Here is a 13,915-nt window from a genome sequence, read left to right as displayed (position 1 = left end):
GCAACGATTTAAATCTTACAGTCTCAATATTACGATTAAATTACATACAGACGATTTTTTATGCAGCCTTGCTCAATAGTCGATCCAAGGCTCGGCTCGATAGTAGACGTTTTAGCCACCAAAGCACTCGCGTTGGCGTGGTAATTCTGTAGCGGATTTTGGGTTTGTCGGACTCCAAAGCATGAACCACAGGCGCAATGCAGGCAGAGGCGGGAAGAACAAAGCGGTTGCTTGAAGTTTCGTTGCCAAGTCTTGCTAATTGTTGCTCATAGTGCGCACGATGCGCGCTCTCTTCCACCTTGATCCAGCGTTGAAATGCCACCAAGGCGTTGGCGCGAAACTGCGTCTCTATGGGACCTGGTTCGATGAGGCTGATGTGAATGTTGGTGTCGGCCAGTTCAAGTCTGAGTGTGTCTGTCCAGCCCTCAAGAGCAAACTTGGAGGCGTTGTATGCACCGCGATATTTCATCGCTGCAAAGCCAAGTACCGAGCTGTTTTGTACGATTCGCCCAGCGCCTTGCGCTCTCATTATCGGTAGAGCCAAAGAAACAAGATGATGCCAGCCAAAAAAATTGCTTTCAAACTGGGCGCGCAGGGCTTCTGTCGGGAGATCTTCCAATGCCCCAGGTTGACCGTAGGCCCCATTATTAAACAGAGCATCAAGTCGGCCGTTGCTTAATGCTAAGGCTTCATGAAAGCCTGCTTCGATACTTTGTGGATCAGAGAGATCCAGTTGCACCGACAACAACCCCTCTTGTTTTAATCGCTCGACGTCTTGTGCTTGGCGACAAGACGCGATGACTTGGTATCCTCGCTGATGAAGGGCGTGGGCAACTGTATAGCCTATGCCGCTCGAGCAGCCTGTAATCAAAATGTATTGAGTCATGTTTGTGGTATTTATGATCCGTTGTTAGCGCCCTACGGGCTGCAAAAGGTGCTTGAGGGCGGGCTCAAGACGTGAGTATTGGAAAGTGAAGCCCAGTTCGGTGAGCTTTTTGGGTTTCGCGCGGATGCTATCAAACAGCAAGGTCGCACTCTCGCCCATCACCAGTTTCATTGCCCATGCCGGTGTAAAAAGCACATGCGGCCGTCGCAGGCAACGAGCCAGCGTCTGACTAAACAGAGTATTGGTGACAGGGTGAGGCGCAGTGAAGTTGAACACGCCTTGGGCATGTTCGGTATCCAACAAGTAGACAATGGCACGCACCATATCCATCAGGTGTATCCAAGGCATATACTGCTTGCCAGTACCTATTGGGCCGCCTAATCCGAGGCGATAGGGGGGCAGCATTTTCTTTAGTGCCCCACCATCAGGACCAAGTACAATACCTGTTCTCATCAAACACACTCGCGTGTGCTGAGATTGTGCGCGCAGAGCAATCTGTTCCCAACGTGCACAGACTTGATGAGCGAAATCGTCATTGCTTTGCACTTGCAGACTTTCGTCAAACGGATGCGCTTGTTGGTCACCGTAGTATCCCACCGCAGAGCCACTGAGAAATACCGAGGGCGGCGCGGTGCTTGCGTGAATCAAGGCGACCAACTGCTCTGTCAGTTGCCAGCGACTTTCACAAATTAAGGATTTTTGGGTGTCAGTCCAGCGTTTGTCGGCAATGGGCTCTCCGGCTAAATTGATGACGGCGTCGAAGGGATTGAGATCATGAAAGTCGTCCAAACTGTCGATGAAGGAGAGATTGCCTTGTTTTAGGTGGGCGAGGACTTGCCGAGCGCGCGAGGGAGATCGGGTCAATACTGTCACTTCATGAGTGGTCAACTGCTTAAGCAGCTCTCTGCCAATAAACCCGGTTCCTCCGGTGAGCAAAATTTTCATTGCTGTCCCTTCTTTTTGATTTCTCGAATCATTATAGCGATCTCAAGCATAAATAGATCGCTCTTCACTCGGTTTGACCGCATCTTTGCTTATTGGCTCACTCGCCAACTCACAAAATGAAACATTCGTGCGTTCTATCGTGAGAGATGCCAGATTTATCACACTTAAGGATGAATTCCTTTGCCATGATAAATAGTGTGGATTTCCTCGCAGCGGAGAGAGTATGGAAGCAATAAGGGCACTATTTCGTTCTTTAATGGGCAGCTTACGTGACTTACTGCCCATCATCGCTGTAATTGCTTTTTTCCAATTGGTCGTTTTGCAAGAGCCACTTCCCAACCTCCCTTCAATCGTATTTGGACTCGTGTTGGTGGTACTTGGGCTGAGTTTTTTTATTTTTGGCTTAGAGATGGGGCTGTTTCCCATCGGTGAATCCATGGCGCAAGCGTTCGCGCGCAAAGGGAGTGTCTTTTGGTTGCTGCTGTTTTCTTTCTGTTTAGGATTTGGGACCACCGTTGCTGAGCCTGCTCTGACGGCTGTTGCTTCAGAAGCCGCACAAGTAGCGGCGCAAGGAGGGATGATTGCCGACAGGCCGGAGGCGATGGATGATTACGCCAATGGCTTGCGCTACACCGTCGCCCTCTCGGTGGGCTTTGCGATCATGTTGGGTGTGCTGAGAATTTTAAAAGGTTGGCCCATTCAATATCTGATCATTGGTGGCTACATTGGTGTAGTGGTACTGACGATGTTTGCGCCGGAGAGCATCATTGGCGTCGCTTACGACTCCGGCGGTGTTACGACCTCCACCATTACGGTTCCTCTCGTCACGGCACTAGGGGTTGGGCTTGCAAGTGCGATCAAAGGACGTAACCCCATGATCGATGGGTTTGGCTTGATTGCGTTTGCCTCATTGCTGCCGATGATGTTCGTCATGGTATACGGCATGGTGGTGGCATGATGGAATGGCAACACTTTTTTCATACTCTGCTTGGTACCATCACCGATGTGGTGCCGATTGCGACCATTATTTTCGGATTCCAGTTTGCCGTGTTACGACGCCCGGTCACCAACCTTGCTAAGGTATTGCTCGGTTTTGTCTATGTCATTCTCGGCTTATCTCTGTTTCTTATTGGTTTGGAGCTTGCGTTGTTTCCGCTGGGCGAGACGATGGCCACTCAGTTAACGGCGCCCAGCTTTATCGATCAGTTTCGAGATAACCTCACCGCACCACTAGAGTGGTTTGACTACTATTGGGTCTACTTGTTTGCCTTTTTTATCGGCTTTAGTACCACTATTGCAGAGCCGTCACTGATCGCCGTTGCCATCAAAGCCAATCAAGTCTCGGCGGGTAGTATCAGTGTCAATGGGTTGCGTATCGCAGTGGCGCTTGGGGTTGCGTTTGGTATCTCGCTTGGCAGCTACCGCATTGTGGTTGGCGATCCTATCCACTACTACATCATCGTTGGTTACATTGTGGTGGTGATTCAAACCTTTTACGCCCCTAAGCTGATTATCCCATTGGCTTACGACTCCGGCGGTGTGACGACCTCTACGGTCACCGTACCTTTGGTGGCCGCGCTTGGTCTAGGGCTTGCTTCTACCGTACCGGGCCGAAACCCAATGATCGATGGCTTTGGCCTTATCGCCTTTGCCAGCTTATTCCCCATTATTTCAGTCATGGGCTATGCACAAATGACAGATTGGCTGAATAAACGCGCCAATCAGGAGGATGAAACTAATGCGCTTTAAACTCATTATTGCGTTTGTCGAAGACAGCAAAACCGACGTGGTGCTTGATGCGGCGCGAACTGCGGGCGCTACGGGGGCCACGGTTATTAACAATGCCCGTGGCGAAGGATTAAAACAGAAGAAAACCTTTTTTGGTCTGACGCTCGATGTGCAAAAGGATGTGCTGTTGTTTGTGGTCGAGGAGCACTTATCGCGACACATACTGGAGACGATCAACGAGGTTGGAGAGTTTGATCAAACCTCTGGACAAGGCATCGCGATTCAAATTGATATTGAAGATGCGGTGGGGGTCGCCCACCAAGTAGAAACATTGACCAAAGTGGTGGAGGATGAGTTATGAATAGTCATGATAGAGTGCAAGTGCGGGATGTGATGGCCAATACTTATGTCATCATTGATGGCTTAACGACCGTCAAAGAGGGAATCCAGCTTGCGCGCCAACACCAAGTCAAAGCGTTGGTGGTTGATAAGCGGCATGAAGGGGATGAGTACGGCATTGTGCTGATGAACGACATCGCGAAAAAAGTGTTGGCGCAGAATCGCTCGGCAGAGCGGACGAACATCTATGAAATTATGACCAAGCCTGCACTCTCCGTCAGCCCTGATATGAATGTGAAATATTGCGCGCGCCTCTTTGAGCGTTTTGGTATCAGCCGAGCCCCTGTGATCGAGCATGGCCAGATTATTGGGATGGTCAGTTACAACAACATTGTGATTAACGGCATGCTCAATGATGACGATGTGTAGCTCAGTGCGTACAATAGCCTTATTTACGTTAAGGGTAAGCATTAGGTGACTATTTTTATCGCGTCAGACATACACGGCAGCCTTCCTGCCACCGAAGCACTGTTATCAGCCTTTTCAGCATCGGGTGCTAAGACTTTGGTGCTGCTTGGGGACATACTGAATCACGGACCAAGAAACCCGATTCCTGAGGGGTACAACCCGGCTGAGGTTGCCAGTCGGCTCAATGAGTTTGCCGCGCAGATCATTGCCGTGCGTGGCAACTGCGACAGTGAAGTGGATCAGATGTTGCTCGATTTCCCTATTATGGCCGATTACGCCTGGCTGGTCTTGGAGTCGGGCACTCGACTGTTTTTAACCCACGGTCATCTGTACAACGCGGACAAGCGTCCAGCTCTAAGCCCCAATGATGTGCTGGTTCATGGTCATACTCACATCCCAGTGGCGCAGCGAGATGGTGAACACTTCGTCTTTAACCCAGGTTCGGTGACCTTCCCTCGTAACGGTTTTTCGCCTAGCTACGGACTTTATGACGATGGCGAGCTGAAAACCGTCACTTTTGACGATGAGTGCATCGTGAGCTGTCAGCTTTAAACACGGAATATGTGAGAATAAGGCTAGTACACCTTTTTGGGCTACTTGGTATCACTGTGGCCCAAATCTCTTTGTGGATCAATGATGTCGCGCACTCGTTGTTTCAACACTTTTGCTTCTGGGAAGCCACTATCGCGCTTTCTTTCCCACACCATCACGCCATTGCAGTGAATTTCAAATCGGCCACCGGTGTCTGGGTGTAACGACATCGTATCGATCTCTTCACTAAAGGTGTGCAGTAGCTCCTGGCTGAGCCAAGTGGCACGCAGCATCCAATTACATTGGCGACAGTAGTAAATATCAATGTGTGCTTTTAGCATATGTTCTCCACAAAGAAGGGAGCCGAAGCTCCCTAGAGGTATTAATTGGTGAACAGCACCGTCGAGCCGTGGCTGAGGCTGGTCAGAAGCAAGGTCTTCTCATTGACAATATCTATGCGGCGGCTTTGCTGAGCATCCATCCTGAAGATCTGTGTGATAAGCTCTAACTGCTGCTCGGAAAAGTCTCGCGTTTGCGCAGACGAGACATCTTTGAACTCACTTGGAGTGATCAGCAAGTAATTATCACTGATGTCCCACTTACCGCTTTCCGAGATATTGATGATGCTTTCTAGTGAGTCGGTATCTGGAAAAAGGCGGACGGTAGAGACGCGGATGTAAGTGTTATTAGGTAAATATTTAACGTTTGAAACCACGTCCACTTTACGCAAAGGACCGATATCTTGTTCATGGCGCATTTGGTCAATTAGGGTGACCATTTTCGATTGCCATTCACTTGAGGTGAGGATTTTCTCAATTTTGATATCACTGCCCCAGTGGAGCCAACTACTTAACGCAGCAGAGATAATGGCGAGGCCAGCGGCGATTCTATGATTCATGGGTAACTCCTACTGGCATACTCGAGAGAGATCGTCTTGCTCGGCAACAATGCGCAAGGTGATGTTTTCACCTGATTGTTGAAGAGAGTGAATGTAGTTCAAGACTAACTGATTGTTTTGACCACCCGTAGCGATCACCTCTACAGGCGCTAAATCCCCTTGGCGTGTTTCGTTGTAGCGTTTGACGCACTGCTCGATAGAGGGCATCCACACGCTTAAATCTGGGTGGTTCAGCGGCGTTCTCACCGGTGTGCTATCGACCACTGTCAGCTCACGAAACTGCGTTTGCGCCGGTTTTGCTAGCAGGATGGCAAGGATAGGCAGCATGACGGTAATGACAAGCAATACCATCATCAAGGGCTTGTTGTTGGTTTTAGGTTTCTTGGTGTCCACCGTGCCGGCAGTGGTGTCAACGGTCTGGGACAATGACGCTGTTACATTCTCGTTGGTGTCGAACCCTGAAACGTTAGTATCTTGGCTGTCGTCCATCTCGTCGAGATCGTCACTGGTGACTTGAGGCAACGCTCTTTCAACCGGACAGATCAACTGGTAGCCGCGTTTAGGCACAGTTTTAACGTATTGAGGCGACTTGGTGGAGTCTTGCAATAGCTTTCTTAGTGTAGAAATGGCTTGAGTAAGGCTAGAGTCGTCAACTTCAAACCCTTGCTCTCGCCAGACGAAATCGTGCAGCTCGTTGCGGGAGACAACTTCATTGGGTTTTTCTGCCAATAAAAGGAGAATGCGACTTTCATTGCTGCCCAGACGAATCACCTCGTTGTCACTCTCTGTATCGGTCAGAGAGTTGGTGTTTGGGTCAAACGTGAAGCGGTTCGCGAGGTTGAACTTAGTACCTATGTTGCTCATTGAGGTTGGCCATTTCTATAAAAAGGTTCAAGTAACGTAATGCGCATCCATTCGCCACCAAGCTGTGCTGATTGAACAAAACAGCGCAAATCTTGGCGTCTCTTTATGATTTATTCATTTTTAGATGTGTAAGAATAATCAAAATAAAACCAAAAAAACACTGTTTTTATGTTTTTGACCTTGAATTTACACTCTCCACCCTCATCTTAACTGTCAGATTTAGCGCCAATATTCCTGCGAACAGGCAGGTGGCCTTGGAATAAAAAGCACCAAATGTGGAGTTATCATGAGCGAAACAGCAACGAATAACAAAGAAACTCGTGGTTTTCAGTCTGAAGTCAAACAACTGCTTCACCTGATGATCCATTCTCTCTACTCAAACAAAGAGATCTTTCTTCGTGAGTTGATTTCTAATGCTTCAGACGCGTCGGATAAACTGCGTTTCCAAGCCTTGTCCAATCCCGATTTATATCAAGGTGACGCCGAATTGGGTGTGAAGCTCTCTTTTGATCAAGAGGCAAACACGCTGACCATTTCCGATAACGGCATCGGTATGAGTCGTGATGACGTGATTGAACATCTAGGTACGATCGCTAAGTCGGGCACTGCAGAGTTTTTCTCTAAGCTGTCGGAAGAGCAAAGCAAAGATTCGCAATTAATCGGTCAATTTGGTGTGGGTTTCTACTCCGCCTTTATCGTCGCAGATGCCGTGACGGTGCGCACTCGCGCAGCTGGCTTGGCTGCTGATCAAGCGGTGCAATGGCACTCAGCAGGTGAAGGCGAGTACACCATCGAAGATATCGTCAAAGAACAGCGTGGTACCGACATCATTCTTCATATGCGTGAAGAGGGTAAAGAGTTCCTAAACGAATGGCGCTTGCGTGATGTGATCAGTAAATACTCCGATCACATCGGTATTCCAGTCTCAATCCAAACGGCCGTTCGTGATGACGAAGGTAAAGAGACCGACGAGAAGAAGTGGGAGCAGATCAACAAAGCGCAAGCACTATGGACGCGGAATAAGTCGGACATCTCAGAGGAAGAGTACCAAGAGTTTTATAAGCACGTATCGCACGATTTTGCCGATCCGCTAGTATGGAGCCACAACCGAGTGGAAGGTAAAAATGACTACACCAGTTTGCTTTACATTCCATCAAAAGCACCTTGGGATATGATGAACCGTGACCACAAATCGGGTCTCAAGCTGTATGTGCAGCGTGTGTTTATCATGGATGATGCTGAGCAATTCATGCCGTCATATCTGCGCTTTGTACGCGGCTTGATCGATTCCAACGATTTACCACTCAACGTGTCACGTGAAATTCTTCAAGACAACAAGGTGACTCAGTCCCTGCGTAATGCGTGTACCAAACGTGTTTTGACCATGCTTGAACGCATGGCTAAGAATGACAGCGAGAAATATCAGTCATTCTGGAAAGAGTTTGGCTTGGTGCTCAAAGAGGGCCCAGCTGAGGACATGGCGAACAAAGAGAAAGTAGCCGGTTTGCTGCGTTTTGCGTCTACGGAAGTGGACTCGGCAGAGCAAACGGTTGACCTCGCTTCTTACGTTGAGCGTATGAAAGAGGGCCAAGATAAGATTTACTACCTCACCGCAGACAGCTACGCGGCGGCGAAAAACAGCCCTCACCTTGAGCAGTTTAAGGCCAAGGGCATTGAAGTTATCTTGATGTATGACCGCATCGACGAGTGGCTGATGAACTACTTAACTGAGTTCGATGGTAAGCAGTTCCAGTCCATTACGAAAGCGGGTCTCGATCTTAGCCAGTTCGAAGACGAAGCGGAGAAAGAGAAACAAAAAGAGACCGAGGAAGAGTTTAAGTCGGTTGTCGAGCGCACTAAGGCTTACTTAGGCGATCGCGTGAAAGAGGTTCGCACCACCTTTAAACTCGCATCGACGCCAGCGGTCGTTGTTACCGATGATTTCGAAATGGGGACACAGATGGCCAAACTGCTGGAAGCCGCAGGTCAAGCCGCGCCAGAAGTGAAGTACATCTTTGAACTTAACCCAGAGCACGCGCTGGTTAAGCGTATGGCGGATGAGGCCGATGAGGAAGCCTTTGGCCGTTGGGTCGAGGTACTGCTTGGTCAAGCCATGCTGGCAGAGCGTGGTTCGATGGCGGACCCGTCTCAGTTCCTTGGCGCCATCAATACCCTTTTGACTAAAGGATAATGGCATAACGTCGTGCAAAAGCCCGTATCTTGCGGGCTTTTTACGTCTATTGATTCGAATCTGCAGGAAATAGTGAGGACCTTGCACTCAAAATGCATAAAAACTCATGATGTTGCAGGCGAATGTGAGTGTTTAAGCATTCTTTAGTCGTAATAGGCGCGTTGAGCCTAAATTGTATGATAGAATGCCAGCTTGAAACCGATCAAACAGGCGTGTAATGTGCACGCCTGTTTTACTGTTTATTATGACAGTATCTATTGTAAACCGTGTTTGTATGAGGACGTTGTCCATTGTGCCTTGCAAGACGCAACGGCTGATTATGACAACCGTTATACCGAAACTTACCGATGATCTGGCTCCAAGTGGCAAGCCGCTGTGAGCTTCGGTATAAACCATTATTATCTTAAGAGGATTTAACATGCGCATCATTCTTCTAGGTGCTCCAGGTGCAGGTAAAGGCACACAGGCTCAATTCATCATGGAGAAGTACGGTATTCCACAAATCTCTACTGGTGACATGCTGCGTGCTGCGATCAAAGCAGGGACAGAGCTTGGTAAACAAGCGAAAGCTGTGATTGATGCTGGTCAACTAGTATCGGATGAAATCATCCTGGGTCTTATCAAAGAGCGTATCGCTCAAGACGACTGTGAGAAAGGCTTCCTTCTAGACGGCTTCCCTCGCACTATCCCTCAAGCGGATGGCCTGAAAGAGATGGGTGTTGATGTTGATTACGTGATTGAGTTTGATGTCGCTGACGATGTGATTGTTGAGCGTATGGCGGGCCGTCGTGCTCACCTAGCGTCAGGCCGTACTTACCACGTTGTGTACAACCCACCAAAAGTGGAAGGTAAAGATGACGTGACGGGTGAAGACCTTGTGGTTCGTGATGACGACAAAGAAGAGACCGTTCGCGCTCGTTTAGGTGTCTACCACGATCAAACTGCGCCACTGATCGAATACTACGGTAAAGAAGCGGCAGCAGGTAACACTAAGTACTTGAAATTCGATGGTACTAAGCAAGTGGCGGAAGTGAGCGCTGATATCGAGAAGGCATTAGCATAATAGGTAATACCTATTATCATCACTTTTGTGAAATTTGTTATAGTGAAGCGACCTAATTAGGTCGCTTTTTTTATACTTCTCTTGAACTTAACGCGGCTAGGCAACGTATCTTTCAGACAATTAAGACTGGATTCAACACAGGATCGGCGGACTCTATGCAGAATAAAAAACAACAAGGTGTGCTATTGGTGAACTTGGGCACACCCGATGAACCCACCGCACCAGCCGTGAAGCGCTTTCTAAGTCAGTTCCTTCATGATCATCGAGTCGTCGACATGAGCCGCTGGCTGTGGTGCCCTATTTTACATGGTGTGATATTGCCCATTCGCTCGCCCAAAGTCGCCAAGTTATATCAAAGCGTTTGGATGGAAGAAGGGTCGCCGCTGATGGTGTACTCTAAGCGCCAAGCGGCGCGTCTGGCTGATTTTTTATCGATGCCAGTCGAGCTTGGCATGACTTATGGCAATCCTAGTCTGCAATCTGGCGTTGAGGCACTGCTTGTACAAGGCGTCGAAGAGATCATTGTGCTGCCTCTTTACCCTCAGTATTCCGGCACCACCACTGGCGCGGTCAACGATGGCTTAGCGAAAGCCTTTAAAACGATGCCCGTGTTACCCAATTATCGAATGCTGCGCGACTATCACGATCATCCTCTGTATATCAAAGCGCTGGCGGCCAGTGTTGAAGCCTCTTGGCGCCAACATGGGCGTGGGGATTACTTGCTCTGTTCGTATCATGGCATCCCTAAACGCTACGCCGATAACGGTGACATCTATCCACAGCACTGTTTGCGAACCACTGAGCTTTTGGGTAAGGCGCTGGGATTAACCAGTGAACAAATTGGCACCACGTTCCAGTCGCGCTTTGGTCGAGAAGAGTGGCTTCAGCCCTATACGGACAAAACCATTGAACAGTTGCCGAGCGCTGGCATCAAAAAGCTCGATATTATGACCCCTGCCTTTTCTGCCGATTGTTTGGAAACCTTAGAGGAGATTTCCGAGCAGTGTCGAGAGTTGTATGAAGAGCATGGGGGAGAGCAGTTTAATTTTATTCCTTGCCTCAATGATGATGAGCTGCATATCGAGATGATGGCTGCCTTAGTTCAAGGAGAATAATGAGAGGCGATGTTAAGCCAGCCAAGAGCCTGATGTGGTCTTGGCTGGCTTTTTTGTATCTCGTGTCAGCTGCCTTGATGGTGACTGACTCACTTTTTACTCTTTCGCTTCATAATGACGGTATTCAAATACCTGCCCTTGCTCATTGAACGCATACACTGAATAGGCGTCGCTTTTCTCTCCATATTCCATACCGGGTGAGCCCATCGGCATGCCTGGCACCGCTAATCCTTTTGCCCCTTTGGGAGGATTGGCGAGAAACGCTTGAATGTCACTGGCGGGGATGTGGCCTTCAAATACATAACCGTCGATTTCTGCGGTATGGCAAGAGGCAAGCTGCGAGCTAATACCGAGCTGTTCTTTAATTGGGTTCATGTTGTCATGCAGTACTTCTTTGACGGTGAACCCTGCCAGCTCCATGTGTTTGGTCCACTCGCTACAACAGCCACAGTACGGCGATTTATGGTTGATCACATCGGCCGCCAGTACCTGCGGCGCTATAGTGAGTAGGGCGGTCAACATTGAGGTTTTCAGCAATCTGTTCATGAGCGATCTCCAAGCTGAGTTGAGGTTTTAAAAAGTCGAAGTCGATTGGCGTTGCTGACAACAGTAATCGATGATAAAGCCATCGCTGCGCCAGCAATGACGGGGCTGAGCAAGAAACCAAAGAGTGGGTATAACACGCCAGCGGCGACGGGAATGCCCAGTGAGTTATAGATGAAAGCACCAAACAAGTTCTGTTTCATGTTTTTGAGAGTAGCTTTTGAGAGCTCGATGGCCTGCACCACCGCCATCGGCGAGGCGTTGAGTAATGTCATTTGCGCGCTTTCAATTGCCACATCACTGCCGCTGCCCATAGCAATACCGATGTCTGCTAAGGCGAGCGCGGGTGCATCGTTGACGCCATCACCGACCATGGCGACACGTTGACCGCGCACTTTCAGTGACTCAATATGCTGCGCTTTTTGATCTGGCAGCACTTCGTCGATGACGTCATCAATACCGAGCTGCTTTGCGATGGCGTTAGCGACATGGGCGTTGTCTCCAGTCAGTAGCACAGGGGTAATCCCCATATTTTTTAAAGTGGTTATCGTTCGCGCGGAATCAGGTTTAATGCCATCGGCGATCGCCATCACACCGACAACCTGCTCATCCAAAGCAATAATGATTGGCGTGTAAGCCTGGTCAGCCGCGCGCTTGATGTCCGCGTCGGCGAGGCTAAGATCCCAGCCTTTTGCCTTGGCATAGTTGAGAGATACAGCACTTAGAGATTGCTTTTGATAGTGTCCGGTCACCCCTTGCCCGCGTAGGTTAGTGAAGTGTGTGATAGGCAGCGGTGTGATGTGTGACGCTTGGGCGTAGTGCACGATGGCTTTTGCCAATGGGTGTTCCGAGTGACGTTCGATACCCGCGCTGAGACCTAAAAGCGTCTCGTCATCGATATGGTAGCGGGCGTGAAACTGCACTTCAGGTTTACCTTGCGTCAAGGTGCCCGTTTTATCAAAGACGACCGTATCGATGCGACTGGCCGACTGCAACACATCCGCATCTTTAATTAAGATCCCTAGCTCCGCCGCTTTGCCAATCCCAACCGTGACTGACAGTGGCGTCGCAAGGCCGAGCGCACATGGACAGGCGATAATTAATACTGTGGTCGCCGTGACCAGCATATAGCTGGCTTTGGGCTCAGGGCCAACAAAGAACCAGACCGCGGCCGCAATCAGAGCAATCGCGACGACGATAGGCACAAACACGGATGAAATCTGATCGGCCAGTTTGGCAATCTGCGGTTTACTGCTTTGCGCGTCTCTGACTAATTTGATGATTTTTGCCAGCATGGTTTGACTGCCTACGCTGGTGGCTTGATATAGCAAGCTACCATCTTGGTTCAAGGTACCGGCATGTACGGTGTCACCGCTGCGTTTGAAGACTGGGATCGGCTCACCGGTAAGCATTGACTCATCGACATAGGACTCCCCGTCGGTGACAACGCCATCGACTGCGAACTGAGCCCCAGGCATGACGCGTAGCGTCATACCTTGGGTGATCTGGTCGATAGGGATGGTTCGTTCACCTTGCTCGTCGACCAACAGCGCATCGTTACTTTGCAAATTGATCAGTGCTTTAAGCGATTGGGTAGTCTTGGCTTTCGCTTTCGCTTCAATATAGTGGCCGAGCGAAATCAGGCCGATAATCATGGCACTGGCTTCAAAGTAGACGTGTCTTGAGGCAACAGGGAACCACTGTGGCACGACAACCACAAGCATCGAAAAGAGCCAGGCAGCGCCAGTCCCCAGAGCGACTAAGGTGTCCATGGTCGCTCGTTTATGGCGCAGTGCCGCGATAGCGTTAACAAAAAATCCTCTTCCTGCACTCGCCAGTAGCGCAAAACAGATCAAGCCAACAACGCCCCACGCCCATTGGTCGCCGCGGTTTTGGATCATCATACTGCCACCGAGAACACCCCATAGCATGAGCGGCGCCCCGACGATTAAACCGGCCAGTGCGCTACGCTTGTGCTGCGCTTGCTGCTTTGCCAAATTTGCCGCTTGCTCGTCCTGCTGGGTGTTAGGATCGGCGATATGTGTGGCTTGATAACCCGCGCTCTGGCTCGCTTCTACAAGATCAGCCAGTATCTGTGCGCTTTCTCGTTTGCTGAATACTGAGGCGGTTTGCTCGGCTAGATTAACGCTGACTCTGTTCACGCCCTCGACGGAGAGCAAGGCTTTTTCCACTGAGCTGACGCAACTGGCGCACGTCATCCCTGAAATAGCGAAATAGAGGCGGTGCTCATTACTATTTCTTTGCGCGGTACTCTGCGGTTCATCACCACTCTCCTTGATAGGCTCTTCACTGACGGTGTCCTCTGATATGAGCGGGGAGTCTT

The 13,915-nt window shown here is 49.6% G+C and carries 15 protein-coding genes; 8 read left to right on the top strand and 7 right to left on the bottom strand.

The features are described 5' to 3' along the window. Positions 1–58 precede the first annotated feature (58 nt). Together AC6R1O_RS10325 and AC6R1O_RS10320 are read right to left on the bottom strand one after the other, a co-directional pair. A complete protein-coding gene (locus tag AC6R1O_RS10325) occupies positions 59–886 on the bottom strand; it encodes an SDR family oxidoreductase (protein WP_500656942.1) in 828 nt (275 codons plus the stop codon). Between the two features lie 24 nt (positions 887–910). Continuing rightward, positions 911–1,831: a TIGR01777 family oxidoreductase gene (locus AC6R1O_RS10320; RefSeq protein WP_500656941.1), complete on the bottom strand. Its 921-nt coding sequence runs from the start codon at positions 1,829–1,831 to the stop codon at positions 911–913. A 223-nt stretch (positions 1,832–2,054) separates the two neighbouring features. Here AC6R1O_RS10320 and AC6R1O_RS10315 point away from each other — a divergent pair, with 223 nt between their 5' ends. The 5 genes from AC6R1O_RS10315 to yfcE are packed head-to-tail and all read left to right on the top strand — an operon-like array spanning position 2,055 to position 4,918. Further along, positions 2,055–2,789, top strand: coding sequence for a DUF1538 family protein (locus AC6R1O_RS10315; RefSeq protein WP_334551266.1), 735 nt, complete (start codon positions 2,055–2,057; stop codon positions 2,787–2,789). Continuing rightward, positions 2,786–3,580: a DUF1538 domain-containing protein gene (locus AC6R1O_RS10310; protein ID WP_500626175.1), complete on the top strand. Its 795-nt coding sequence runs from the start codon at positions 2,786–2,788 to the stop codon at positions 3,578–3,580. Before AC6R1O_RS10315 ends, AC6R1O_RS10310 begins: the two co-directional genes overlap by 4 nt. Beyond that, positions 3,570–3,920 (top strand): P-II family nitrogen regulator, encoded by a 351-nt coding sequence (locus tag AC6R1O_RS10305; RefSeq protein ID WP_334551262.1) that lies wholly within the window; start codon positions 3,570–3,572, stop codon positions 3,918–3,920. The genes AC6R1O_RS10310 and AC6R1O_RS10305 overlap by 11 nt, the downstream gene beginning before the upstream one ends. Then, entirely contained in the window at positions 3,917–4,327 is a 411-nt protein-coding gene (locus AC6R1O_RS10300) for a CBS domain-containing protein (RefSeq protein WP_487903715.1), read from the top strand. Before AC6R1O_RS10305 ends, AC6R1O_RS10300 begins: the two co-directional genes overlap by 4 nt. A gap of 45 nt (positions 4,328–4,372) precedes the next feature. After that, positions 4,373–4,918: a phosphodiesterase gene (gene yfcE, locus AC6R1O_RS10295; RefSeq protein WP_500633584.1), complete on the top strand. Its 546-nt coding sequence runs from the start codon at positions 4,373–4,375 to the stop codon at positions 4,916–4,918. 41 nt (positions 4,919–4,959) lie between these two features. On the opposite strand, the gene AC6R1O_RS10290 is transcribed toward yfcE, so the two are convergent. From AC6R1O_RS10290 to AC6R1O_RS10280, 3 genes are read right to left on the bottom strand one after another with little or no spacing between them, the layout of a single operon-like run. Beyond that, the gene (locus AC6R1O_RS10290) at positions 4,960–5,238 is read right to left on the bottom strand and encodes an Rdx family protein (protein ID WP_500656940.1); all 279 of its coding nucleotides are present in this window, start codon (positions 5,236–5,238) and stop codon (positions 4,960–4,962) included. A gap of 41 nt (positions 5,239–5,279) precedes the next feature. Then, positions 5,280–5,795 (bottom strand): regulatory protein ToxS, encoded by a 516-nt coding sequence (locus tag AC6R1O_RS10285; protein ID WP_500656939.1) that lies wholly within the window; start codon positions 5,793–5,795, stop codon positions 5,280–5,282. Between the two features lie 9 nt (positions 5,796–5,804). Continuing rightward, positions 5,805–6,659, bottom strand: a complete 855-nt coding sequence (locus AC6R1O_RS10280; protein ID WP_500656938.1) for a winged helix-turn-helix domain-containing protein — start codon at positions 6,657–6,659, stop codon at positions 5,805–5,807. Positions 6,660–6,945: 286 nt separating this feature from the next. Here AC6R1O_RS10280 and htpG point away from each other — a divergent pair, with 286 nt between their 5' ends. The 3 genes from htpG to hemH all read left to right on the top strand — a co-directional run bounded on the left by htpG (position 6,946) and on the right by hemH (position 11,028). Further along, positions 6,946–8,850, top strand: coding sequence for a molecular chaperone HtpG (htpG, locus tag AC6R1O_RS10275; protein ID WP_500626172.1), 1,905 nt, complete (start codon positions 6,946–6,948; stop codon positions 8,848–8,850). Positions 8,851–9,268: 418 nt separating this feature from the next. Further along, a complete protein-coding gene (adk, locus tag AC6R1O_RS10270; RefSeq protein WP_334551248.1) occupies positions 9,269–9,913 on the top strand; it encodes an adenylate kinase in 645 nt (214 codons plus the stop codon). A 155-nt stretch (positions 9,914–10,068) separates the two neighbouring features. Continuing rightward, the gene (gene hemH, locus AC6R1O_RS10265; RefSeq protein ID WP_500633588.1) at positions 10,069–11,028 is read left to right on the top strand and encodes a ferrochelatase; all 960 of its coding nucleotides are present in this window, start codon (positions 10,069–10,071) and stop codon (positions 11,026–11,028) included. Between the two features lie 96 nt (positions 11,029–11,124). Here the strand turns inward: hemH and AC6R1O_RS10260 are convergent, their stop codons facing one another. Then, positions 11,125–11,574: a DUF411 domain-containing protein gene (locus tag AC6R1O_RS10260; RefSeq protein WP_500656937.1), complete on the bottom strand. Its 450-nt coding sequence runs from the start codon at positions 11,572–11,574 to the stop codon at positions 11,125–11,127. After that, on the bottom strand, positions 11,571–13,915 hold a 2,345-nt coding region (locus AC6R1O_RS10255; RefSeq protein WP_500656936.1), incomplete at its 5' end, for a heavy metal translocating P-type ATPase. The genes AC6R1O_RS10260 and AC6R1O_RS10255, both read right to left, overlap by 4 nt.

The organism is Vibrio sp. R11-SG3-ISO3-SZ, assembly GCF_059834345.1.
The sequence above is the reverse complement of the archived record's forward strand: the minus strand, read 5'-3'. Positions and strand labels throughout refer to the sequence as shown.